General features: G+C 56.4%; 27 protein-coding genes and 1 tRNA gene. 13 read left to right on the top strand and 15 right to left on the bottom strand.

Going from position 1 to position 23,526, the window contains the following annotated elements; translation table 11 throughout:
* The first annotated feature begins 3 nt into the window (after nt 1-3).
* From EC836_RS06185 to EC836_RS06150, 8 genes are all read left to right on the top strand, one after another.
* Nucleotides 4-1,038: a zinc-dependent dehydrogenase gene (locus tag EC836_RS06185; protein WP_123331192.1), complete on the top strand. Its 1,035-nt coding sequence runs from the start codon at nt 4-6 to the stop codon at nt 1,036-1,038.
* Between the two features lie 181 nt (nt 1,039-1,219).
* Nucleotides 1,220-1,963: a GntR family transcriptional regulator gene (locus tag EC836_RS06180; protein WP_123331189.1), complete on the top strand. Its 744-nt coding sequence runs from the start codon at nt 1,220-1,222 to the stop codon at nt 1,961-1,963.
* 5 nt (nt 1,964-1,968) lie between these two features.
* Nucleotides 1,969-2,808 carry a class II aldolase gene (locus tag EC836_RS06175; protein WP_123331187.1) on the top strand — a complete coding sequence of 280 codons (840 nt, stop codon included), beginning with the start codon at nt 1,969-1,971 and terminating at the stop codon, nt 2,806-2,808.
* A gap of 41 nt (nt 2,809-2,849) precedes the next feature.
* Nucleotides 2,850-3,119, top strand: a complete 270-nt coding sequence (locus EC836_RS06170; RefSeq protein WP_123331185.1) for an HPr family phosphocarrier protein — start codon at nt 2,850-2,852, stop codon at nt 3,117-3,119.
* Between the two features lie 75 nt (nt 3,120-3,194).
* Complete coding sequence (gene surE / locus EC836_RS06165) at nt 3,195-3,977, top strand: 5'/3'-nucleotidase SurE (RefSeq protein WP_123331183.1); 783 nt, start codon at nt 3,195-3,197, stop codon at nt 3,975-3,977.
* A gap of 48 nt (nt 3,978-4,025) precedes the next feature.
* The gene (locus EC836_RS06160; protein WP_123331181.1) at nt 4,026-5,075 is read left to right on the top strand and encodes a galactitol-1-phosphate 5-dehydrogenase; all 1,050 of its coding nucleotides are present in this window, start codon (nt 4,026-4,028) and stop codon (nt 5,073-5,075) included.
* Nucleotides 5,076-5,162: 87 nt separating this feature from the next.
* Nucleotides 5,163-5,774, top strand: coding sequence for a TetR/AcrR family transcriptional regulator (locus tag EC836_RS06155; protein WP_123331179.1), 612 nt, complete (start codon nt 5,163-5,165; stop codon nt 5,772-5,774).
* 82 nt (nt 5,775-5,856) lie between these two features.
* Nucleotides 5,857-6,780 (top strand): alpha/beta fold hydrolase, encoded by a 924-nt coding sequence (locus EC836_RS06150; protein WP_123331178.1) that lies wholly within the window; start codon nt 5,857-5,859, stop codon nt 6,778-6,780.
* A 41-nt stretch (nt 6,781-6,821) separates the two neighbouring features.
* On the opposite strand, the gene ccdB is transcribed toward EC836_RS06150, so the two are convergent.
* From ccdB to EC836_RS06135, 3 genes are all read right to left on the bottom strand, one after another.
* Entirely contained in the window at nt 6,822-7,127 is a 306-nt protein-coding gene (ccdB, locus tag EC836_RS06145; protein WP_123331176.1) for a type II toxin-antitoxin system toxin CcdB, read from the bottom strand.
* 2 nt (nt 7,128-7,129) lie between these two features.
* Complete coding sequence (gene ccdA, locus EC836_RS06140) at nt 7,130-7,348, bottom strand: type II toxin-antitoxin system antitoxin CcdA (RefSeq protein ID WP_123331174.1); 219 nt, start codon at nt 7,346-7,348, stop codon at nt 7,130-7,132.
* Between the two features lie 260 nt (nt 7,349-7,608).
* Nucleotides 7,609-7,684: transfer RNA gene (locus tag EC836_RS06135), tRNA-Phe, on the bottom strand.
* A gap of 782 nt (nt 7,685-8,466) precedes the next feature.
* On the opposite strand from EC836_RS06135, the gene EC836_RS06130 reads away from it, so the two are divergent.
* Complete coding sequence (locus EC836_RS06130) at nt 8,467-10,617, top strand: ornithine decarboxylase (protein ID WP_123331172.1); 2,151 nt, start codon at nt 8,467-8,469, stop codon at nt 10,615-10,617.
* 48 nt (nt 10,618-10,665) lie between these two features.
* Here the strand turns inward: EC836_RS06130 and EC836_RS06125 are convergent, their stop codons facing one another.
* The 4 genes from EC836_RS06125 to mutY all read right to left on the bottom strand — a co-directional run bounded on the left by EC836_RS06125 (nt 10,666) and on the right by mutY (nt 14,267).
* A complete protein-coding gene (locus EC836_RS06125) occupies nt 10,666-11,274 on the bottom strand; it encodes a TetR/AcrR family transcriptional regulator (RefSeq protein WP_123331170.1) in 609 nt (202 codons plus the stop codon).
* Between the two features lie 461 nt (nt 11,275-11,735).
* A complete protein-coding gene (mltC, locus tag EC836_RS06120; protein WP_123331168.1) occupies nt 11,736-12,815 on the bottom strand; it encodes a membrane-bound lytic murein transglycosylase MltC in 1,080 nt (359 codons plus the stop codon).
* Between the two features lie 91 nt (nt 12,816-12,906).
* Nucleotides 12,907-13,179: an oxidative damage protection protein gene (locus tag EC836_RS06115; protein WP_123331166.1), complete on the bottom strand. Its 273-nt coding sequence runs from the start codon at nt 13,177-13,179 to the stop codon at nt 12,907-12,909.
* The gene (mutY, locus tag EC836_RS06110) at nt 13,179-14,267 is read right to left on the bottom strand and encodes an A/G-specific adenine glycosylase (RefSeq protein WP_199735090.1); all 1,089 of its coding nucleotides are present in this window, start codon (nt 14,265-14,267) and stop codon (nt 13,179-13,181) included. The genes EC836_RS06115 and mutY overlap by 1 nt, the downstream gene beginning before the upstream one ends.
* A 299-nt stretch (nt 14,268-14,566) precedes the next feature.
* Between mutY and trmB the strand changes: the two genes are divergently transcribed.
* From trmB to EC836_RS06095, 3 genes are all read left to right on the top strand, one after another.
* Complete coding sequence (gene trmB / locus EC836_RS06105) at nt 14,567-15,286, top strand: tRNA (guanosine(46)-N7)-methyltransferase TrmB (protein WP_123331163.1); 720 nt, start codon at nt 14,567-14,569, stop codon at nt 15,284-15,286.
* The gene (locus tag EC836_RS06100; protein WP_105592385.1) at nt 15,286-15,612 is read left to right on the top strand and encodes a YggL family protein; all 327 of its coding nucleotides are present in this window, start codon (nt 15,286-15,288) and stop codon (nt 15,610-15,612) included. The genes trmB and EC836_RS06100 overlap by 1 nt, the downstream gene beginning before the upstream one ends.
* 100 nt (nt 15,613-15,712) lie before the next feature.
* Nucleotides 15,713-16,429: a DUF2884 domain-containing protein gene (locus EC836_RS06095; RefSeq protein WP_123331161.1), complete on the top strand. Its 717-nt coding sequence runs from the start codon at nt 15,713-15,715 to the stop codon at nt 16,427-16,429.
* 97 nt (nt 16,430-16,526) lie between these two features.
* Here EC836_RS06095 and hemW read toward each other — a convergent pair whose 3' ends face one another.
* The 4 genes from hemW to EC836_RS06075 all read right to left on the bottom strand — a co-directional run bounded on the left by hemW (nt 16,527) and on the right by EC836_RS06075 (nt 19,597).
* Complete coding sequence (hemW, locus tag EC836_RS06090; RefSeq protein WP_123331159.1) at nt 16,527-17,663, bottom strand: radical SAM family heme chaperone HemW; 1,137 nt, start codon at nt 17,661-17,663, stop codon at nt 16,527-16,529.
* The gene (locus EC836_RS06085) at nt 17,656-18,249 is read right to left on the bottom strand and encodes an XTP/dITP diphosphatase (RefSeq protein WP_123331157.1); all 594 of its coding nucleotides are present in this window, start codon (nt 18,247-18,249) and stop codon (nt 17,656-17,658) included. Before EC836_RS06085 ends, hemW begins: the two co-directional genes overlap by 8 nt.
* An 89-nt stretch (nt 18,250-18,338) precedes the next feature.
* Nucleotides 18,339-18,878: a YggT family protein gene (locus EC836_RS06080; protein WP_123331155.1), complete on the bottom strand. Its 540-nt coding sequence runs from the start codon at nt 18,876-18,878 to the stop codon at nt 18,339-18,341.
* A gap of 8 nt (nt 18,879-18,886) precedes the next feature.
* Nucleotides 18,887-19,597, bottom strand: a complete 711-nt coding sequence (locus tag EC836_RS06075) for a YggS family pyridoxal phosphate-dependent enzyme (protein WP_123332124.1) — start codon at nt 19,595-19,597, stop codon at nt 18,887-18,889.
* Between the two features lie 15 nt (nt 19,598-19,612).
* On the opposite strand from EC836_RS06075, the gene EC836_RS06070 reads away from it, so the two are divergent.
* On the top strand, nt 19,613-20,605 hold the full coding sequence (locus EC836_RS06070; protein WP_123331153.1) for a type IV pilus twitching motility protein PilT: 993 nt from the start codon (nt 19,613-19,615) through the stop codon (nt 20,603-20,605).
* 23 nt (nt 20,606-20,628) lie between these two features.
* On the opposite strand, the gene ruvX is transcribed toward EC836_RS06070, so the two are convergent.
* The 4 genes from ruvX to rsmE all read right to left on the bottom strand — a co-directional run bounded on the left by ruvX (nt 20,629) and on the right by rsmE (nt 23,497).
* A complete protein-coding gene (ruvX, locus tag EC836_RS06065; RefSeq protein WP_123331151.1) occupies nt 20,629-21,048 on the bottom strand; it encodes a Holliday junction resolvase RuvX in 420 nt (139 codons plus the stop codon).
* Nucleotides 21,048-21,611: a YqgE/AlgH family protein gene (locus EC836_RS06060; protein WP_105592378.1), complete on the bottom strand. Its 564-nt coding sequence runs from the start codon at nt 21,609-21,611 to the stop codon at nt 21,048-21,050. The genes ruvX and EC836_RS06060 overlap by 1 nt, the downstream gene beginning before the upstream one ends.
* A 90-nt stretch (nt 21,612-21,701) precedes the next feature.
* Nucleotides 21,702-22,646 carry a glutathione synthase gene (gene gshB, locus EC836_RS06055; protein WP_123331149.1) on the bottom strand — a complete coding sequence of 315 codons (945 nt, stop codon included), beginning with the start codon at nt 22,644-22,646 and terminating at the stop codon, nt 21,702-21,704.
* 119 nt (nt 22,647-22,765) lie between these two features.
* Nucleotides 22,766-23,497, bottom strand: coding sequence for a 16S rRNA (uracil(1498)-N(3))-methyltransferase (rsmE, locus tag EC836_RS06050; RefSeq protein WP_123331147.1), 732 nt, complete (start codon nt 23,495-23,497; stop codon nt 22,766-22,768).
* Nucleotides 23,498-23,526 lie beyond the last annotated feature (29 nt).

Below are 23,526 nucleotides of genomic sequence, written 5' to 3'. Positions count from 1 at the left end.
ATCATGAAGGCCAGCGTTTATTACGGTAAAAACGACATCCGCTTTGAAGACCTGCCGGTGCCAGACATTGAAGACGGCGACATTCTGCTAAAAATGAAAAGCTGCGGTTTGTGCGGCACCGATATTCATAAAGCCCAGCATCAGACGGTGACCGGCCCGGTCGTGCTGGGACATGAAGTTGCGGCTGAGGTGGTGAAAGTCGGCAAGCGGGTTACCCGTTTCCAGCCGGGGGACCGCGTGGTGACGGCCATTCACGTTCCCTGCTACAGCTGCCACTACTGCGATCGCGGCCACTTTACCCTGTGTGAACAGTTCAAACCGACCCACATCGAGCCGGGCGGCTTTGCCGAATTTATCCGCCTGCCGGAGCTGCACGTTAAACATCTGACGCACAAAATCCCCGACGGCGTGTCGTGGGAGAAAGCGGCGATGGTTGAACCGATCGGCTGCTGCCTGCACGGCCTGAAGCAGGCGGCGATCACGCCGGGCTGCAGCGTGCTGGTGATGGGCTCCGGCACCATCGGCCTGCTCAGCGCACAGCTCTCCGCGATGATGGGGGCTTCTACCGTGATCGTTTCCGATTTATCACCGTTTAAGCTGGATTTAGCCCTGCGGCTGGGCATCGATCACGCCATTAACCCGGCGCAGGAGAATCTGGAAGCGCGCATCAGTGAGATTACCGATGGTTTGGGCGTTGACGTGGTGGTGATTGCGGCGGGCGTTTCCGCGCTGCTGCCGCAGGCGATTAATTTACTGCGGCGCGGCGGGCGAGTGGTTGTCTTCTCACCGTTCGATCATCACAACATGGTGAGCATTGATGCCGGCCGCTTCTTCCGCGATGAAATCTCGGTGATCGGCACCTATTCACTCTCCTCGTATGAAATGCCGGAAGCGGTCGAAATCATCCGTAAAAATCGCATCAACGTCGATGAGATGATCACCCACTGCTATCCGCTCTCCCGGCTTGGTGAAGCCATTGAATTTGCGTCGAATCCCACTAACGACGTGCTGAAGGTCATCATGAAGATGGATGAGTAACGGACGGAATACCGGGTCTTAATGCTGACGATATTCCCCGATCCGTCAGGCGGCCTTAGCGGCGAAACCGCGCGGATTTTGTGAAGCAGATCGTTTGTGAATAGCGGGAAATCAGGTTATGTTCGGGCGATACTTGTGCATAGTCGTACATAGACGATCTTAACAACAGAGGGAATATCGCATGAATACCGTTTTGAAAGACTCTGAAGTGCCACTTTACCTTCAGGTCTCAGAGTGGATACGTGGAAACATTTATAAGGGAGACCTGAGCACCGGCGACCGCGTGCCGTCTGAAAATCAGATCATGGAGATGCTGGGAGTCAGCCGCGGTACGGTGAAAAAAGCGGTCACCATGCTGGTCAATGAAGGGCTGCTGGTGCAGGTACAGGGCAAAGGGACGTTTGTGAAAAGCGAAAACATCTCTTATGCACTCGGCGAGGGGCTGCTGTCCTTTGCGGAATCACTGGAAAGCCAGCACCTGCATTTTGAAACGGAAGTGATCACCTCCCGGCTGGACACCGCCTCAAAGCTGGTGGCCTCCAAGCTTGGTATTGAGATCGGCGCGCCGATCCTTTACCTGGAACGCGTGCGTAGCGTTGAGGGCGAAAAAGTGATGCTGATTGAAAACCGCATCAATCTTGCCTACTGCCCGGGGATCGAAGCGGTCGATTTCAACAGCAATAACCTGTTTCCCACCATCGAAAGGCTGTCAGGCAAAAAAATCAGCTTTTCGGAAAGCCGCTACGCCGCAAAAATTATCGGCGCCGAGCGCGGGCATTATCTGGAAGTGCATGAAGACGCACCGGTTCTTCACCTGGAACAGCTGGTGTTCTTCCAGCAGGGCATGCCGGTTGAGTTCGGCAATGTCTGGCTGAAATCCGACAAATATTATTTAGGTACGGTTCTTCAACGAAGAGAGAGGTAAATGTTATGCCATTAGTAAACGGTAATATTCTGCTGAACAGCATTAAAGAAAAACGCGTTCTGGCCGGCGCGTTCAACACCACCAATCTGGAAACGACGATCTCAATTCTGGACGCGATTGAGCGTTCAGGGCTGCCCAACTTTATTCAGATTGCGCCGACCAACGCTAAACTTTCCGGCTACGACTATATCTATGAAATCGTGAAAAAAAGAGCAGCGACCATGGATGTGCCGGTCAGTTTGCACCTCGACCACGGTAAAGAACTCGACGACGTGAAGCAGGCGGTTCGTGCGGGCTTCACCTCGGTGATGATTGACGGTGCCGAACTCCCTTTTGAGGAGAATATTGCCTTTACTAAAGCGGCCGTTGATTTCTGTAAATCATTCGGCGTGCCGGTTGAAGCCGAGCTGGGCGCGATTCTGGGCAAAGAGGACGATCACGTCAGCGAAGCCGACTGCAAAACCGATCCTAAACAGGTTCTGCGCTTCGTGCAGGAAACCGGCTGCAGCATGCTGGCCGTTTCCGTCGGCAACGTTCACGGCCTGGAAGACATTCCCCGTATCGATATGCCGCTGCTAAAGGAAATCGCCGAGATTTGCCCGGTACCTTTGGTTATCCACGGTGGTTCCGGCATTGATGAAGATATTATTCGCAGCTTCGTTAATCACAACGTGGTGAAAGTGAATATTGCCAGTGATTTACGTAAGGCATTTATTACTTCCGTAGGTAAGGCGTGGACTGAGAATAATAATGAAGCCAACCTGGCCCGCGTGATGAACAGTGCGAAAGCCGCCGTTGAAGCCGACGTTTATAGCAAAATTCAGATGATGAATCGTGCTTTCTGAGAGTTAAAATAACCTTTACCTGCAAGATCGGAATTTGAATCATGATCAGAGAAAATATTCGTGTTGTAAACAGCACGGGCCTCCACGCGCGCCCGGCCGCCACGCTGATTAAAACCGTCAAGAAATACGATGCCTCCGTTATACTGGTGAATAACGGCAAAGAAGTGGTGCTTAAAGGATTAATGAGCGTGCTGGGTGCCGGTGTAAAGGGTAATTCTAATATTGAGATTATCTGTGACGGTGCTGATGAACAGGACGCGATGAGCGAGATTAAAGGATTATTTGCCAGCGGGTTTGGCGAAAAAGAATAAAGCACAATCCTGACTAACGTTCTAATATGAGGCCTGGCTTCAGGGGATTTTACGTCTGGAAATTGGAGGATCTTTATGTCAAATAAACTATTTCGCCGGATTTTACTCGCCAACGATGACGGGATTGATGCGCCGGGTATTCAGATTCTGGAAAGAATAGCCGCGCATTTTGCCGAGGAAGTCTGGATCGTGGCCCCCGCGACGGACAAAAGCGGCGTTTCGAACTCAATAAGCCTGCGTGAGCCGGTGAGAGTGGAAAATCGCGGCAGCAGAAAATATGCCGTACACGGAACGCCTGCCGACTGCGTGGCGGTTGCAGTGCGACATTTGATGAAGGATTCCCTTCCGGATGTCCTGCTGTCAGGCATCAACAGCGGGTCAAACATCGGCTTTGAAACCGTTCTTTCCGGTACGGTAGGGGCGGCGATGACCGGCACACTGCTGGGCATCCCTTCCGTCGCGCTGAGCCAGGATAAGCGCCAGGAGGATCAGCCTGAATGGCATACCGCCGAAGTGCATGGCGTGCCGCTGCTGCAAAAAATCTTCGCTGCCGGGCTGCCGCCTGAATGCTGCCTCAACGTCAATTTTCCCAATCTGCCGGTCGGTGAGGTGAAGGGGATTAAGGTCACGCGGCAGGGGATCGGCAAGGTGAAAGGGATGACCATTACGCCCACCGCCGACCCGCATGGCGAAGACTATTTCTGGCTGCGCGTGGAGCATGGAATCACCGATCTGCCGCAGCACAGTGAGGTGGCTGCGGTGGCGGAGGGATACATTTCGGTCACACCGCTGACCTGGGAACGCACCTCGCTTGAGGCCTGGTCAACGTTATCCTCTCAGCTTGACTCGCTATCTTAATCACTGAACGCCGTCCGCCAGGGCGGCGTTTTTTTTAAAGGCTGAACGATGAAAGCACTGAATCTTTATGGCCGGCAGGATGTGAGATATGAAGATGTCCCACCGCCGGAAATTGAACATGATGACGATGTGATTATTCAGGTGAAAACGGCGGGAGTCTGCGGCTCTGATATTTCCCGCTTCGGCAAAATCGGCTCCTATAATCCTGGGCTGACCTGGGGACATGAGTTTGCCGGCGTGGTGGCTAAAAAAGGCCATGCGGTTTCATCACTTAATATCGGCGATCGCGTAGTGGCATGCCCCTGCTTCCCGTGTTTTCACTGTGAGTACTGTCAGCGGGCACAGTATTCAAAATGCGCCGATCTGCAGGTGCTTGGCGGCCATCGTAAAGGCGCGTTCGCCGAGTACATCAGCGTACCGGCCGCTAACGTTGTGCCCATCCCCGATGAGCTGGATTTTGATGCCGCCAGCTTTGTTGAACCCTCTGCGGTGGTGGTCCACGGGCTGGATCGGGTAACCGTTAAACCGGGAATGACGGTGGCAGTGGTCGGGTGCGGAACCATCGGCCAGCTGGCCGTGCAGTGGGCGCGGATTTACGGGGCCGGGAAAGTCTATGCCTGTGATACCGCGCAGGACAAGCTGGAGGTGGCCAGCCGGGCGGGGGCCGATAAAACCTTCAACGTGACGGACGCCGAGTTTGAACGCGAGTTTTCTGCGGCGACGGCAGGCAAGGGCGTCGATCTGGTGATTGAGTCTTCCGGCAATGCCGCCGGGATCGCCAGCTGCATGAATCTGGCGGGCAAAGGCGGCACGGTGCTGCTGCTGGGGATCCCCTACGGCGACGTAGCGTTCGACCGCACCAGCTTTGAGAAAATTATCCGCAATGAGCTGACCGTGCGCGGTTCCTGGAACTCGCTTTCCGCTCCGTTCCCTGGCCGGGAATGGCAAACCTCCTTAGACTACATGCGTAAAGGAGGGCTGGATCCTGCTCTGCTGATTACCCACCGGATAACATTAGAACAGGCGCCGGATATTTTTCCTCAGCTGTATCAGCGCCAGTTCAGCTTTATTAAAGTGCTGATTGATATCAATAAGTAGGCCGGATTGAACCAGGTTGGGTCGATGGGCGTGGTCTTTTCTGCAATGTGATATTGATTAGGGAACGATTGTTTCCTATGATGCGCTATGCAAAAAAAATCCCGATCCATCGCTTCTGGCCGCCCGCGCGAGTTCAACACCGACCTCGCGCTGGAGAGCGCCATCCAACATTTCAGCGTCCATGGCTATCATGGATCCTCAATCAGCGACCTGAACGCGGCGCTGGGGCTGACCACGGGCAGTATTTATAAAGCCTGGGGCGACAAGCACGGGCTGCTGATGGCCGCTCTGGAACGCTATATAGAACTGCGCTCGGCGGCAGTGGGGCAGCTACTGAGCGTTGCGCCCAACGGCCTGGCAAAGCTTGAGGCGCTGCTTGGGCACTATGCCGTTATCAGCAGCGGCAAATCCGGCGAGGTCGGCTGCCTGGTGGTGGAAACGGCCATGGAGTTGTCGGCCAGCGATGAGCTGATTGCCGCGCGGCTGGCCCGACAGGAAACCAGCCGTCGGGCCCAGTTTACGGCGCTGCTGCTGGAGGCGGAGCGCGACGGCTCGCTGCCAAAACAGGATGATATCGCCAGCTGCGCCGATCTGCTGATTGCCATGACCCAGGGAATGCGGGTGCTGGGTAAATCCGGCAGTTCGCGTGAGAGAATGCAGGCGATTGCCGATCAGGCGATTTCGCTGCTTCAGCACTAGTCCGATCCATTAAGCCCCGATGCAAGCCTCGGGGTTTATTTTGGCTTAATTAGGAAGTGATCATTTCCATTTGGAGGAAAACATGCAGGAACAGGACAAGCCCCGCCACGTTGGCCAGGAGTTTTTTAACCGCAGCAACTTCTGGCAGACGTTCCGCCACGGCCATATTCGCGTCGGCGAAATCAAAATGCACTATGTCGAAGGCGGCGACGGCGAGCCGATACTGCTGATCCCGGGATGGCCGCAGAGCTGGTATACGTGGCGCTACGTGATGGACGATCTGGTGAAGGCAGGGCGGCGGGTAATTGCGCTGGATCCGCGTGGAATGGGGGACAGCGATGCGCCGCTGGACGGCTACGACCTGACCACGGCGGCTGCGGATATCCACGGTTTCGTGACCGCGATGAAGCTGACCGAACGGGGGCCGATCGACGTTGCCGGTCACGATGTCGGCGCGTGGATCGGCTATGCGTATGCCGCCGACTGGCCGCAGGATATCCGTAAGATCGCGCTGCTCGATGCGCTGATCCCGGGCCTGTCGGTGCCGCGCAGCGATCTTCCCTCCGAGGAGATTGCCCTGCGGAACTGGCACTTCGCCTTTAACCGCCTGAACGATCTTCCGGAGATATTGATTTCGGGCAGGGAAGAGGCGTTCCTGACGTGGTTCTTCCGCGCCAAATCGCAAAATACGTCGGCCATCGCCGCCGAAGATATCGCCTTTTACGCCCGTCAGATGGCGGTACCGGGGATACTGCGCGCCGCAGGCTGCTACTACCGCGCGGCCTTTGGTGCCGAAGGGCTGGCGGCCAATCGTCATCGCGCTGAAACCCAACTGACGATGCCGGTCAGGGTCTTTGGTGCCGAGCGCAGCGTGGGCGCCACCATGCTGGAAGCCCTGAAGCCGCTGGGTATCGATGTTACCGGTGTGGTCGTTGAGGGGGCAGGGCACTATCTGCCCGAAGAGGCGGGGCCGAGGATTGCTCGGGAATTGGGGATGTTTTTTTAGGGGTTAATGATTAGGGGGGATTAGTTATGCCATCAATCCCCTCAAATCCCCCAAAACATAAGATTAATAGCATCCTTAATCTCGTCCGCGTAGTTGCCGAGATCTGCGATAATGTCACCAATAACCTCAACTGGAACGCTCGATAATTCAGTCGTCATCAGTCTGTAATCCCTGTCATCAATACGAATCAGTGGAAACAGTGTTTTATTCACTTTCTCAGACAGGTAATGAGATTCGATTAGTGGAATGACCATGCGACGCTTCGGCGTTTCGACAATATCACTCTGCACATCAACAAACATTTTGTAGTGGCTGGCTCTTTTATATTCATAAACAATGAATTGCATGATCACCAGTTCCTGTTTTCATCCGCAAAAGAACCATGCTGTGCGATGAAGTTAGCGACTTCCTCCATTCCTTCGCGGTTTTCCTTCTTCCACTCTTCAGCCCTGATACGGCGTGCTTCTTTGCCAATGGCATCGTTTACCAGGCCAGAAATATTGACTCCGGCAGTACTCAAAATTTGGTAATTTTCTTTGTCTACGGTGACGCTGACACGATGTTTCATAGCAGATATCCTCTTTATGAATACTGGGAGTATATACTTCAGATGGTTGCTCAGTAAATGTTCAGATTGCCAAATAACACGAAAGGATTAATGGGTTTAGGATCTGGCAGGAAACAATGAATCAGGAAAAATCAGTCGGGACGGAAGGGAAGTCTGCAAACTACAGGGAAAGGCAGGGCGATAGAGCTTCAGGTTATGGCTAAAAAATCTCACCAAACCCCAAAAAGCAAAAACCCGCCGTTAGGCGGGTTCTTTGAATGTGGTGCCCGAACCCGGAATCGAACCAGGGACACGGGGATTTTCAATCCCCTGCTCTACCGACTGAGCTATTCGGGCAACGGGGCGCATTAAACCGTAACCGGCCTGTGGCGTCAATGGCTTTATGTTGGAAATCAGACTGATTGCACTCTTTTTCATCAAACCTGGCAAAATATAACCTTTCCGGCGATTTAGCACTCAGACCCTGCGTAAAGGAGTGCTGGGTCGCAGGATTACAGAATGCAGAATGGACGAAGGTTGATGGATGCAGAGTGAAGAGTGAAGGGTAGCGCGTCATCCTGATCAGGCCAGTTTTCATTCTGCTGACCGGGCGTCTATTCCCTGGTTAACGCATGGCTATTTTTCCGCCGCTGCTTTTTACCACGTAAACCGGCCATTTTTTGCGATCGCGGATGGCTATGTGTAGTGAATGTTTCCTCACTTTTTATGCATAATTAACTGTCCGGGGCGGGTTGTACCTGCCTTTAAAAGATGCCATTATTGCGCAAATTTTGCGTTAGCCGCATCCATTTCACTTTGAGGTCGCCGCCATGAGAGGTTCACTGCTGCATATCAGCACTGCTACCCGTCATCTGATGATGCCGTGCGCCTGCCGATCTCCGCTTTGTCACACCTTGTCGATAAAATCTCTCACCATGCGGTGAGGTTTTCATACGCTTTACTTTTGGCCATCAGTAAAAACAGGTGCGATCTGATTTTACTGATGTCTGGCGGTCGAAGCGGATACCCATTCTGCTGACAGCTCTTTGACACCTTTCGCCGGGAATGCCGTGCTCTGCTCGCGTTCCTATTGTGTGCCTCTGGCACCCACTCATCCTTGCCGCCTGAGGATTTGTGTTATGACACCATTAAAAATTGCAGCCAGTACTACCGTTGCCATCCACCTCCAGACCGGACGCGAAGTCGTTACGCTGGAGAAAACCGATTTTACCGATGTGGCGGCCGTGGTCGTCTCCGTTGCCGATTCGCGCAGCGGCATGCTGGCGCTGCTGCGCCATACCGGCTTTAATTTGCCGGTGTTTATCGCGCTGGATTATCCGGAGCAGGCTGAGGAACAGGAGCTGCCGGAGGTGACCGGCATTTTGAACGGTGCCGCCGACGATGTCATCCGTCTGGAAGCCGCCGCCGCGCAGTATCAGATCGGCCTGCTGCCGCCGTTCTTTAATACGCTGACCAAGTACGTGGCGATGGATAACAGCACCTTCGCCTGTCCGGGCCATCAGGGCGGCGCGTTCTTTAAAAAGCATCCGGCGGGGCGTCAGTTCTTCGACTTCTTCGGTGAGAACGTCTTTCGTGCCGATATGTGCAACGCCGATGTGAAACTTGGCGATCTGCTGATCCACGAAGGGTCGGCCAAGCACGCGCAGAAGTTTGCCGCGAAGGTGTTTAACGCCGATAAAACCTACTTTGTGCTGAACGGCACCTCCAGCGCCAACAAGGTGGTGACCAACGCGCTGCTGACGCGCGGCGATCTGGTGCTGTTTGACCGCAACAACCATAAGTCGAATCACCACGGCGCGCTGATCCAGGCCGGCGCCACGCCGGTGTATCTGGAAACGGCGCGTAACCCGTTCGGCTTTATTGGCGGCATTGATGCGCACTGCTTTGATGAGACCTATATCCGCAATCAAATCCGAGAGATCGCGCCAGACCGCGCGCAGCAGGAGCGTCCGTTCCGTCTGGCGGTGATCCAGCTGGGCACCTACGACGGCACGGTTTATAACGCCCGTAAGGTGATCGACAGCATCGGCCATCTGTGCGACTACATCCTGTTTGACTCCGCGTGGGTCGGCTACGAGCAGTTTATTCCGGTGATGGAAGCCTGTTCGCCGCTGCTGCTCGATCTGAAACCGGAAGATCCGGGGATCTTCGTCACCCAGTCGGTGCATAAGCAGCAGGCCGGGTTCTCGCAGACTTCGCAGATCCACAAAAAAGACAACCACATCCGCGGGCAGCAGCGTTTTTGCAGCCATAAGCGGCTGAATAATGCCTTTATGCTGCATGCCTCAACCAGCCCGTTTTACCCGCTGTTTGCCGCGCTGGACGTCAATGCCAAAATGCATCAGGGCGAGGCGGGTCGCCGCCTGTGGCACGAGTGCGTCACGCTGGGGATTGATACCCGCAAGGCGATCCTCTCGCGCTGCGAAATGATCCGCCCGTTTATCCCGGATGATGTTGACGGCAAGCCGTGGCAGGATGCGCCAACCGAAACCATCGCCCGCGACCCGCGCTATTTCAGCTTTGCGCCGGGTGCGGAGTGGCACGGGTTTGACGGCTATGAGAAAGATCAGTATCTGGTCGATCCGTGTAAGCTGCTGCTGACCACGCCGGGCATCGACGCCGCCAGCGGCCAGTATGCATCGTTCGGCATTCCGGCCACCATTCTCGCCAACTACCTGCGTGAAAACGGCGTGGTGCCGGAGAAGTGCGACCTGAATTCGATCCTGTTCCTGCTGACCCCGGCAGAAAGCGTGGAGAAGATGGCGCATCTGGTGGCCAAGCTGGCGCAGTTCGAACAGCACGTGAAGGAAGATGCGCTGCTCAGTGACGTGCTGCCGACCATCTACCGTAAAAACGTCAAGCGCTACGCTGGTTACACCCTGCGTCGGCTGTGCCTTGAGATGCACCAGCTGTACGTCAGCTACGGGGTGAAGGATCTGCAGAAGGCGATGTTCCGCCAGCAGAGCCTGCCAAAAGTGGTGATGAATCCGCAGGATGCCAACATCGAATTTATTCGCGGCAACGTTGAGCTGGTGCCGATTGCCCAGGCGGAGGGGCGTATTGCCGCCGAGGGCGCGCTGCCTTATCCACCGGGCGTGCTGTGCGTGGTGCCCGGAGAAGTGTGGGGCGGCGCGGTGCAGAGCTACTTCCTGGCGCTGGAAGAGGGGCTTAACCTGCTGCCGGGCTTCTCGCCTGAACTGCAGGGCGTGTATGCCGAGGCCGATGACAACGGCGTTAAGCGCCTGTACGGCTATGTGATTACCGAGTAAACCTTAATGGCAGCCAGCCGGGATAAATGATTATCCTGGCTGGCTGCTTCACACCACCCGCGCATCTTCCCGCGCCTGGCGCACAATGGCCTTGGCGATCCACTTGCTGATGTCTTCCAGCTCGTCGTTATGGCAGCCCCAGATATCCTTCATCACCAGAAAAATCTCCGAGCCGTAAACCAGCGACAGCGAGCGGATCACCCGATCCATCAGCTCCGGCGGCAGCTCATCGTTCAGCGGTTTAATCACTTGGGCGAGGATGGCTTTGCGATTCCCGCGCACCAGCTTCTCTTTAACTGGAAAGGTATCCGTCGACTGTTCCTGCGCCCACTGGGTTAGCGACAGGTGAAGTGCTGCACGCAGCGTACCTTCATGCTGCAGCATTCGGGGGAAGGCAAAGCTAAACAGTTCATCAATGCGTCCTGCAGCATCCTGCCGGGTTGGCTGCCAGTTTTTAATCGGCCCAAGCGTCTCGGAAACAATCGCGGACACCAGCGCGCTCTGGGTGGGAAAATAGCGGTAGGCGGTTGCCCGCGACAGCTGCGCCTGATGGGCGACTTCGGTAATAGAGGGAAATGCACCGCTATCAAACAAGCGCATAGCGGTTTCAATCAGTAAGCGACGCGTTCTTGCGCGTGTAGATGTTAGTCCTAACATCCCGGCGGAATCCCTTTGCTCCACAGTGACCTCGTCTTTTAGTGTGAACCTGCCTAAATACTGGACCGGGCGGCAAACCCTGCTGCACAACGGCGTAAACAGTCTGAGGAGAGTGCCAATCCCCACGATCGTTGTGGTTTATCAATACGTTATGAAAATTTTGATTTCATTCGATTGATTTAACATTATTTTAAGGTTGGACGAAAGTGCCAATCAGCTCGCCTTTACTGTTTATCGCTATTTAAATTTTTTAGTTCATACGAATCAATCCGTTATTAATCTAAATATCATCAGGTCAGATGGAAAATGAGAAAATGACGCACGGAAAGTACATCTGATTGATGAGGGATATTAACGAAACTTGGTGATTTTATGCGGATAGTTTATGAGGGCTGTAAAACGCAGAGCCGGAAGGCGGGCAGACGTGCGGAGCACAGCAATATGCGCCCCGCAGTATAAGGCTAGTAGCGGTGATAGCTCTTCTGCGCGTTATTCACTTTATACAGATATCGACGAGACTCGGCGGAAGGGTGATTGTTGGTCAGCTGCTGATAAACGTCCGACGGCGACAGGTTGTTAATCTTGCTGAAGGCGGCGTTTTTATCGCTGGAGAACACCCGCAGCACGCTGCCCGCACCGCCGTTGTAGGCGGTGATCACCGCATAGCGGCGTGAGGTCGGGTTGCTGATGCCGGCAAGGTAGTTGCCCTGCAGCAGCGACAGATATGCCGTACCGGCATCGATGTTGTTAGCTGGATCCAGCAGGTAGCTGCGGCTCGGTTTGCCCCATTTCCCCTTCATGCGGAATACGTCAACGCCCGCGGTGTGCTGTACGACCTGCATCAGCCCCAGCGCATCGGCGTGGCTGACCGCATACGGGTTGAAGCTCGATTCGATCTGCATAATGGCCAGAATCAGCGACTGGTCAACGCCGTATTTTTCAGCGGCCTGACGCACCAGCGGCAGATATTTATGCGCACGCTTGTCGAGGTGGTTCGGCACCATCGGAATGGTTACGGACCAGATAACGTGCAGCCCCGAGGTGCGGCGCTGCAGCTTGTTCTTGAGCAGGTAGTCCGCGAAGGTACCGGCGCGGCCCTGCCAGCGGATCGGCTGCCCGGTGTTATCCAGAACCTGGCCGTAAAGCAGCGGTTCGCGGCTGATCTGAATATCGTTGGCGTCGGAATAGAGGTCGACATTCCCCGGATCTTCGCCGATCAGCAGGGTGGTAATAATCGCCTGGCGCAGGCTGGCCATCGGATCGGTACCGGCAATCGTTTCAATGGTGATGCTACCGGCGTCAAAGTTGATGTGGCTGCGGGTGTAGTATTGATCGCTGTACTTCACGTAGTCTTTTGGACCGGCGATCAGCACCTCATTCATACCCCAGATTTGTTCGATGTTGTGGGCAAACTGTCCCATCAAAATATCAAAGCCGTTGGTGTCTTTCACCCATTCTTCATGGCTGGCATTCTGCTTCTTGCCGGAACAGGAGATCAGCAGAGGCGCGATAATCAGCAAACTCAGGAGTTTTTTATTCATCTTTCAGTGTATTGCCCACAATGTAGAAGGGCCTTATGGATCAAGGCCCAACGTATGCCTGCTTCGCCAGTTCGGGTGAATCACCCGTCAGTTACTCTGCTGGCGGTGTATAACCTTCGATATGCACTTCTTTACCTTCGAACAGGAACTTAATCATCTCCTGTTCCAGCTGCTTGCGGTCTTCAGGGTTCATCATGCTGAGTTTCTTTTCATTGATCAGCATGGTCTGTTTCGTCATCCATTTTGACCAGGCTTCTTTCGAAATCTCGTTATAGATGCGCTTACCCAGATCGCCCGGGTAAAGCTGGAAATCCTGCCCATCGGCGTCACGTTGCAGGAACGTGCAAAAAATAGTTCTGCTCATTACTCTTCCTCTTCTTCTGTAGCGCGAGCACTCAGCACCATTTGTTGTGGCTGGCGCAGCTGCTGTAGCAGGCGCTCTACCGGCGCGGCCAGCCCCACGGAGGGCGGCTGCGCTAAGTTATACCAGAGACCCGGACCGTCATCCATTGCCGCACGGGGCGATGGCAGATCCAGCCACATAGGCACAATATCCAGATGGAAATGGCTGAAGGTATGACGGAAGGCGATCATCTGCCGCAGATGACCCTCGTCAATGCCGCGCTGGCGCAGCGCAGCGCGCAGTTCCTCTTCGGTGGCGAACTGTGGGAAACAGTATAGCCCGCCCCACAGGCCGACCGGCGGGCGCTGCTCCAGCCAGACGTGCTGACCCTGCTGCATCAGCAGCAGCCAGCCGGTGCGCTCCGGGATGGTCTGTTTCGGTTTCTTGCCGGGGTACTTTGCCCAGCTGCCGTGCGCGGTGGCGATGCAGCCGTTCTTCAGCGGGCAGATCTCGCATTTGGGCTTAGAGCGGGTGCACACCGTCGCCCCCAGATCCATCATTGCCTGATTAAACTGGCTGACGCCGACCGCAGGGGTCACCTCGGTGCTGACCTGCCACAGGCGCTTTTCCACGTCTTTCTTGCCCGGCCAGCCGTCAACGGCGTAGCAGCGGGCCAGCACGCGCTTCACGTTGCCGTCGAGAATTGGGAAATGCTTGCCCAGCGACAGGGAGAGGATCGCCCCGGCGGTGGATCGGCCCACGCCCGGCAGATCGGCGACTTCCTCAAAGGTTTGCGGGAAGATACCGCCGTGTTTTTCCACCACCGTTTTCGCCGCCTTGTGCAGGTTGCGTGCGCGGGCGTAGTAGCCAAGGCCGGTCCACAGATGCAGAACCTCATCCAGCGGCGCGTCGGCCAGATCGCTGACGGTGGGGAAACGCGCGATAAAGCGCTCGAAGTAGGGGATCACCGTGGCCACCTGGGTCTGCTGCAGCATCACTTCAGAGAGCCAGACGGTATAGGGGGTTTTATCAAGCTGCCACGGCAGGGTTTTGCGGCCATAGAGCTGATACCAGTCCAGTACCTGCTTTGCGAAGTGCGACGCTTGCATCATGTAAACCACGATCTCTTCTTTGAGTTAAATCAGGCAGGAATTCCAGCACAGACCACAGGGTGTGTAAACCGGATAATCACTGCATTTTATTATCTGCCAGGGGCTTTCTGCCACTTTTTTGCCGTTAAGCAACAGGGTGCACCTTCGCCGGGCGATCTCCACTGGCTGAACGGCTGGCAGCAGCTATACTGGCAGCCATTCGGGCAATCGCGTTCCGTTGGCAGGGCGATCTTTAAGTTTTCACCCGCTGAAGGCATAATGCCCGCTTTCCAAAGTGCACAGCGGCAGGCAGAACGATGAAAAATGATGTTATCTCACCGGAATTCGATGAAAATGGCCGCGCAATGCGCCGTATCCGCAGCTTTGTGCGCCGCCAGGGCCGCCTGACCAAAGGTCAGCAGCAGGCGCTGGATACGCTGTGGCCGGTTATGGGCGTGGAATATCAGCCGGAGCCGATCGATTTCACCACTCTGTTTGGTCGCGAAGCGCCGGTCGTGCTGGAAATCGGTTTCGGTATGGGCGCGTCGCTGGTCAGCATGGCGGCGAGTAATCCCCATCAGAACTTCCTCGGTATTGAAGTGCATTCTCCCGGCGTGGGCGCCTGTCTGGCGACGGCGGAAGAAGCTGGCGTGACGAACCTGCGGGTGATGTGTCACGATGCGGTGGAAGTGCTGGAAAATATGATCCCGGATAACGCCCTGCGCATGGTGCAGCTGTTTTTCCCGGATCCGTGGCATAAAGCGCGCCACAACAAGCGCCGTATCGTGCAGGTGCCGTTTGCCGAACGCGTGATGCGCAAGCTGAAGCTGGGCGGCGTGTTCCATATGGCAACCGACTGGGAAGCCTACGCCGAGCATATGCTGGAAGTGATGAGCAGCATCGACGGCTATAAAAATCTGTCGGAAACGGCTAACTGGGTGGAACGCCCGGAGTCGCGTCCGCTTACAAAATTTGAGCAGCGCGGCCAGCGTCTTGGCCACGGTGTGTGGGATCTGATGTTCGAGAGGGTTAAATAATGGCTACACAACGCAGTCGTCGTCTTCGTAAGAAAATGCACATTGATGAGTTCCAGGAGTTAGGTTTCTCCGTGGGCTTCAGCTTCGCCGAAGGCACCAGCGGAGAGAGCATCGACAGCACCGTTGATGCCCTGATCGAAGAAGTGATCGAACCTAACGGCCTGGCGTTTGACGGCAGTGGCTATCTGCAGTGGGAAGGTCTGATCTGCCTGCAGAAAATCGGTAAATGCACCGATGAGCACCGCGAACTGGTTCGTAACTGGCTGGAAGCGCGTAAGCTGAATGACGTGAAAGTCACCGAACTTTTCGACGTCTGGTGGGACTAAAAGATCAGGGTTAACCAAACGACGGGCGGATAACATCGCTCATCGAATCAAGGGCGATCGCGTTTACCGGTCGCCCTTTGTCATTTAAGGAGCAAAATTCATGCGAAAAACGCTAATTGGCGGTGCACTACTGCTGCTGGCAGCCGGTCAGGCGCAGGCGGATTATCAGTGCAGCGTTAATCCTCAGGATGATGTTGTTATCTCGCCCGCGAAGGTGCAGGTGGTGGGGGCCAGCGGAAATCTGGTGATTACGCCGCAGGGCGAGGTGCAGCGCAACGGCCAGGCGGTCAGCGTGGATAATCCGACCCGACAGAAAGCCATTGATTACCAGAACGCGCTGCGCCGCGATCTGCCGTGGATTGATAACGGTGCGAAGCAGCGTCTGGAGAAAGGCCGCGTGGCGCTGGATCGGGTGATTGTGGAAAAACTCGGGCAGAACAGCAACGTGCGTCAGCGCCTGACCACGCTGGACGGCCAGCTTAAACAGCAGATGAACCGCATTATCGAGCACCGCAGCGACGGTCTGACCTTCCACCATCAGGCCATCGAACAGGTGCGCCAGGACGGCGAGCGGCTGGTACAGAGCGCGATGGGCGGCGTAGTTCAGGACAGTCTGAATGAGATGGGTCGCAAGCAGGCCAGCGGCAACGATAATCCGCTACAGGCGATTATGGGCAACCTGGGGGGCTTACAGCAGGCGATTCAGGCCGAATGGAGCAATCAGGAGCAGGATTTCCAGAACTTCGGTCACGAAGTCTGTAATCGCGTCACCACGCTGGAAACGCAGCGTAAGTCGCTGGTGGCCGCACTGAACTAACTGCTGGAGGGCCGGGTGGGTGGTAAAACGTACCCGGCCAGTATCAGCAGGGATACCCGCAGCCCGATGCGCGGGTATCCGATCTTTCCTGAATAGACTATTCCGCCAGGAACAGCTCCAGCAGCGAGTTCAGGAACAGCCTCCCTTTCTCGGTGATCTGCCAGTATTCCGCCGTTTCCGTCAGATAGCCTTTCGCCAGCGCATCATCCAGCTGCGCGCGCACGCTACTTTCCGGCAGGCCGGTATAGCGCTGATACTCCGCGCGCGGTGCGGCTTCCAGCAGGCGAAAGCGGTTCATAAAGAACTCGAACGGCTTTTCAGCATCCGCTACCTCGTGGCGCTTATCCAGATATTTCCCGGCCATAAAACCGCGCGGATGGCGGGTTTTGGTGGTGCGGATAATGGTGCCGTCCGGCTGGGTCAGCTTGCCGTGCGCGCCGCAGCCAATCCCCAGATAGTCGCCAAAGCGCCAGTAGTTGAGGTTGTGCTCGCAGCGATAGCCGGGTTTGGCGTAGGCCGAGGTTTCATACTGCTGATAACCCGCCGCGCTGAGCAACTGGTGGCCCTGCTCGAAGATATCCCACAGGTCGTCGTCGTCCGGTAGGCGCGGGGGGCGCGAGGCGAACAGCGTGTTCGGTTCGATGGTCAGCTGATACCACGACAAATGCGGCGGATTGAGCGCAATCGCCTGGCGCAGATCGTCCAGCGCCTCTTCCAGCGACTGATCCGGCAGGCCGTGCATCAGGTCGAGGTTAAAGCTGCGCAGGCCCAGATCTTCCGCCAGCTTCGCCGCGCGTTTGGCTTCGTCCGGTCCGTGAATGCGTCCCAGCCGCTCCAGCTTCTGGGAACTGAAACTCTGCACCCCGATGGAGATGCGGTTAATCCCGGCGCGCTGGTAGCCGCTGAAACGGTCGGCTTCGACGGTGCCCGGATTCGCCTCCATGGTGATTTCCGCCGTTGGCGACAGCGGCAGGCGTGCGCGTACGCCGTCCAGCAGCATCTGCATCGCTTCGCTGCTCAGCAGGCTCGGCGTGCCGCCACCGATAAAGATGGTGCCGACCTCACGCCCGGAGGTGAGCGGCAGGTCATCATCCAGATCGTTGAGCAGGTGCTGCACGTACTCTTCGTGCGGCACTTCGCCCTTTAACGCATGGGAGTTGAAATCACAGTAGGGACACTTCTGCACGCACCACGGGATGTGAATATACAGGCTCAGCGGTGGGAGATTAGCCATTCTTCATGGCGTCCAGCAGCAGGTTCAACGCTTTTCCGCGATGAGAAACCGCTCGCTTTTCGTCCTTGCTCAGTTCCGCTGCCGTTTTACCCAGCTCCGGCACATAGAAAATCGGGTCGTAGCCGAAGCCACCCTGGCCCGCTTCGCTGTGGGCGATCTCTCCCGCCCAGCTGCCGTGAAACACCAGCGGCGTCGGATCGGCTGCGTGGCGCACGTAGACCAGCACGCAGTGGAACTGCGCCTGGCGCTGCCCGTCCGGCACGTTTTCCAGCGCAGCCAGCAGCTTGTCGAGGTTTTGCTGGTCGCTGGGGTCCAGACCGGCGTAGCGCGCGGAATAGATACCCGGTGCGCCGCCGAGGGCGTCAACCGCCAGCCCGGAGTCATCGGCAATCGCCGGAAGCCCGGTGATTTCCGCCGCGTGGCGCGCCTTAAGAATGGCGTTTTCAATAAAGGTCAGGCCGGTTTCTTCGGCTGACTCCACGCCCAGTTCCGTCTGCGCCACGATATCGAGGCCAAACTCGGCCAGCAGGTGGGCCAGCTCACGAACTTTACCGGGATTGCCGGTGGCGAGTACGACTTTTTGCATATTACATCCAGAAAAAATTAATCAGAAATCGTCAAGGCGGAGGCGCTGATGCCGCCGAAAACCCGGTAGCATCAGCGTTACGGACGCAATCAGAACTGTACCCAGCCCGGGATATATTCCAGACCGATGAAATTCAACGCATAAAGGATCAGGATCACCACCATCGCCGAGAAATCGATACCAGCCATCGGTGGGATAATGCGGCGAATCGGGGCCATTAGCGGCTCTGTCAGCTGCATCAATACCAGATCAACCGGGTTACGCCCCTGGCTGAACCAGCTCATCAGCGAGCGGATAATGATCACCCAGAATACCAGCACGCCAGCAGCCTTCACCAGAATCACCAGACCCAGATACAGGAAGATCGGGTCCGGGTAGAACAGGCGCAGCGCCAGCGGCCCCAGTAGGACGCTGATGATATAGGCAACCAGCAGCGATGCGGTGTCAATTGGTCCGATGGACGGAATAATACGCCGCAGCGGTTTAATAATCGGTTGAGTGATTTTCACCACAAACTGTGAAAACGGATTATAGAAGTCACATCGTGCCCACTGCATCCAGATGCGCAGTAACAACACTTTGATGTATATGGCAATCACGGTTGTTACCAGAAAAATCAACGCTAGCATGAGGTTCCTCAGTTGTTGTGATTAGCGGCGCTGCCATAATCGCGCGCGCCGAAGATTGCGGTGCCAATACGCACCATGGTACTGCCCGCCGCAATCGCGGCGTCCATGTCGTCACTCATTCCCAGAGAGAGCGTATCTACCTCGGGGTAATCACTTTGCAGCTCTTTCAGCGCTGCCGCCATCTGCTGGCAGACCGCCAGCTGGCGATCGTATTCCGCTTCCGGCGCGGGGATAGCCATCAGGCCGCGCAGGCGCAGGCGCGGCAATTGTGCCACTGCCTGGGCCAGCGCCGGTAATTCCGCCAGCGAGATCCCCGATTTACTGTGCTCATCGCTGATATTGACCTGAATCAGCACGTTCAGCGGCTGTGCATTTTCCGGCCGCTGTTCGTTCAGCCGGGTGGCGATGCGCAGGCGATCGACCGTATGGCACCAGTCAAAATGCTCCGCCACCAGTCGGCTCTTATTGGATTGCAGCGGACCGATAAAGTGCCACACCAGATCGGGATCGGCCAGCAGTTGGATCTTATCTACCCCTTCCTGCACGTAGTTTTCACCAAAGCAGCGCTGCCCGGCAGCGGCGGCTTCCGCGACCGCGCTCGCAGGTTTGGTTTTGCTCACTGCAAGCAGCGTAATTTCCTGTGGATCGCGGCCGCACCGGCCTGCCGCCGCTAAGATCCGCTGGCGGACTTGCTGTAAGTTGTGCTCAATCGAAGTCATAGTCAGGGAAAAAATATGGATATTGAAGAAATTGTGGCCCTTAGTGTAAAGCATAATGCAGGAGATCTGCATCTCTGTAGTGGCTATTCGCCATTCTGGCGACGACATGGGCTGCTGGAGCCGCTGAGCGACCTGCCCGAAGTCAGCAATGCGTGGTTGGAAAAATTCGCTGAAACAACCTTTTCCGCCGCACAGGCGGAGGAGTTCAGGCAGCGCGGCCAGCTGGATTTTGCCCTGACGCTGGCCGGCGTTCGTCTGCGTGCCAATCTGTTTCGCCAGCGCAGCGGACTGTCGCTGGCGCTGCGGCTGATCGCCAGCGAGTGCCCGAGCGCCGCTTCGCTGCATCTGCCTGCGGTGGTCGCCTCGCTGGAGCAGCAGAGCGAGGGGCTGATCCTGATTACCGGTGCGACGGGCAGCGGTAAATCCACTACCCTGGCGGCGCTGATTGACAGCATCAATCAGCGGCAGCAGCGGCATATTCTCACGTTGGAGGATCCGATTGAGTTTTTGCATACCAGTCGCCGTTCGCTGATCCAGCAGCGCGAGCTGGGGGCGCATTTTTCCTGCTTTGCCGACGGGCTGCGCGCCGCACTGCGTGAAGATCCGGATGTCATCCTGCTCGGTGAGCTGCGCGACAGCGAAACGATACGGCTGGCGCTGACCGCGGCTGAAACCGGCCATCTGGTGCTGGCCACGCTGCACGCACGCGGCGCAGCGCAGGCTGTCGAGCGGCTGGTGGATGTTTTTCCCGGAGAAGAGAAGAACCTGATTCGCAGCCAGCTTGCCGGCAGCCTGAAGGCGGCGATCGGCCAGCGCCTGGTCGCGGCAGAACGGGGAAGGGTGGGGCTGTTTGAGGTGTTGGTGAACTGCCCGGCTGCGGCCAATCTGATTCGTGAAGGGAAAACGCATCAGCTGCCCGCGCTGTTACAGACCGGCAGTCAGCTGGGAATGCAAACCTTCGAACAGAGCCTGGCGGAACGTCGGCGGCAGGGGCTGCTGCCGGAATGATATTCAGGCGTTATGCAGGCGGGTTAATACTGGTTTTCAAACCAGCTTTCTAAAATGATCACCGCCGACAGGGAATCTACGCTGCCCTTGCTCAATGCGCGGAAGCCACCGCGTTCAAACAGTTCAGCGCGGGCTTCCACCGTGCTGAGGCGCTCATCGTGCAGATCGACCTGCACGCCGAAACGGCCATGCAGGCGGTTGGCAAACTTGCGTGCCCTGACGGTCAGCGGCTGCTCGGTGCCGTCCATATTCAGCGGCAGGCCAACGACAACGCGGTCCGGCTGCCACTCTTTCAGCAGGGCTTCAATTTTGTTCCAGTCCGGGATGCCGTCCTGCGCCTTCAGCGCGGTCAGCGGTCGGGCCGTACCGGTCAGCTGCTGTCCGATGGCCACGCCGATGCTTTTGGTACCGAAGTCAAACGCCAGTAGCGTCATTGTACTCATCAGGCGTGTCCCGCTTCGCTGGTCATCTTGTGAATATCGATGCCAATACTTTTGGCCGCTTCGCGCCAGCGTTCGGCAATCGGCGTGCGGAACAGGATATTGCTGTTTGCCGGAGCGGTCAGCCAGGCGTTTTCCAGCAGTTCGTCTTCAAGCTGGCCTTTTTCCCACGAGCAGTAGCCGAGCGCAACGAGCACCTGCTCAGGCTGGTCCGGCGTGCCGAGGGTTTCCAGCACATCGCGCGAGGTGGTGACGATGGTGTTGTCGGAAACGCGAATGCTGGAGGCGAAAGTGGTCTGCGCCGAGTGCAGAATAAAGCCGCGATCTTCCGCCAGCGGGCCGCCGGAAAAGACCGGTTTATCCAGTTTGACCTCGGGGTCGCGCGGTGTAGGCATAATCTTTAATTTTTGCAAAATGCCATCAACTGTCAGGTTTTCCATCGGTTTATTGACGATAAGCCCCATTGCGCCGTCATCGTTGTGTTCGCAGATATAGACGACGGAACGCTTAAACAGCGGGTCCTGTAAGGCGGGCATGGCAATCAAAAAGTGATGCTGTAAGTTCATACTTTATATTCTGTTATTGGATTAACCATCCGCTGCTGCCGTCGGATGGTTAATGGGTGAGCCGTGGGGCATCCTGCCCCGGCGTGGCGGTCAGGCCAGACGCTTTTCAATGGCATCCATCAGCATTCCGGTAATCGAAATCGGGAACGCTGACTCAATTTCACGAATGCAGGTTGGGCTGGTGACGTTAATTTCGGTGAGCTTGTCGCCGATGATGTCCAGACCGACAAAAATCAGGCCTTTCTGCTTGAGGATAGGCCCGACGCGGCGGGCAATTTCCCAGTCGCTTTCCGTCAGAGGGCGTGCTTCACCGCGACCACCGGCAGCCAGGTTGCCGCGGGTTTCACCGGATTTAGGAATACGCGCCAGGCAGTAAGGCACCGGCTCGCCGTCCACCACCAGAACGCGCTTGTCGCCGTCTTTAATCGCCGGCAAATAGTTCTGCGCCATGCAGTAGAAGCTACCGTGCTCGGTCAGCGTTTCGATAATGACCGACAGGTTAGGGTCTTCTTTCTTGATGCGGAAAATCGATGCGCCGCCCATGCCGTCCAGCGGCTTGAGAATGATATCACCGTGCTGCTGCCAGAATTCGCGGATCTGGCTGGCGTTGCGGGTTACCAGCGTGTCCGGCGTCAGCTCGGCAAACCACGCGGTGAACAGTTTTTCGTTACAGTCGCGCAGGCTCTGCGGTTTGTTGACGATCAGCGTGCCTTTCTCTTCCGCACGCTCAAGGATATAGGTGGCGTAGATAAACTCGGTGTCGAACGGCGGATCTTTACGCATCAGCACCACGTTCAGATCGGCCAGCGCGATATCCTGCTCGCTGCCGAACTCGAACCATTTGTCGTAGTTCTGCTCAACGCTCAGCAGGCGGGTGCGCGCCCGGCCTTCACCGCCGCGCAGATAGAGATCGTTCATCTCCATGTAGTGAATTTCGTAACCACGGCGCTGCGCTTCCAGCAGCATCGCAAAGCTGCTGTCTTTTTTAATATTGATGGAGGTGATCGGGTCCATCACGATGCCAAGCTTAATCATTCTTCTCTCCAGTGGTAGCTAACGTGCCGTGTAAAAATCTTTTGCTCGGGGCCGATGCGTATCGCAACCGGCTCGCCAGGATACCGGGTTCGATCCCGCGGCTGTTAAGCACAACGGGCTTAGCCCAGATCGCCAAATCGAACCTGTAGCGCGGTAATCGCCGTCAGGGCGGTTGTTTCGGTGCGCAGCACGCGTGGCCCTAACAGAATATCGGTAAAGCCATAGCCTGTCGTCATGCTGATTTCATCAGCAGACAGGCCGCCTTCCGGGCCGATCAGCAGGCGTACGCGTTCAACCGGCAGCGGCAGCGTATTGATGCTGTGCTCCGCACGCGGATGAAGATTCAGCTTCAGTCCGCTGTCCTGCTCCGCGCACCAGGCTTCCAGCGTCATTGCGTTGCGTACTTCAGGCACGCTGTTGCGGCCACACTGCTCGCAGGCGGCAATAACAATTTTCTGCCACTGCTGAATTTTCTTCGCCAGCCGTTCAGCATCCAGCTTTACGCCGCAGCGCTCAGAAAACAAGGGGGTAATGGTATTTACGCCCAGCTCAACGGCTTTCTGGATGGTGAATTCCATCTTCTCGCCGCGCGACATGACCTGGCCAAGATGCAGATGCAGCGGGGATTCACGGCTGTCCGCGCGGCTGTCGGTGATTTTGACGCGCACGCTCTTTTTATCTGCATGAATAATCTCAGCAGAAAAAGTCAGATTAGTGCCATCAAAAAGCTCCACGGCCTGGCCCGGCCCCATGCGCAGCACGCGGCCAACGTGGTTCGCCGCATCTTCACAGAGGGCGACTTCGCTTCCTGCCTGTAGCGGCTCGGGGTGATAAATACGCGGTACTCGCATAGCAATCAATGATCCTGTAAAAGTGGGAG

The sequence above is a fragment of the Erwinia sp. JUb26 genome (assembly GCF_003751505.1).
Taxonomy (GTDB): Bacteria; Pseudomonadota; Gammaproteobacteria; order Enterobacterales; family Enterobacteriaceae; genus Erwinia.
The sequence above is the reverse complement of the archived record's forward strand: the minus strand, read 5'-3'. Positions and strand labels throughout refer to the sequence as shown.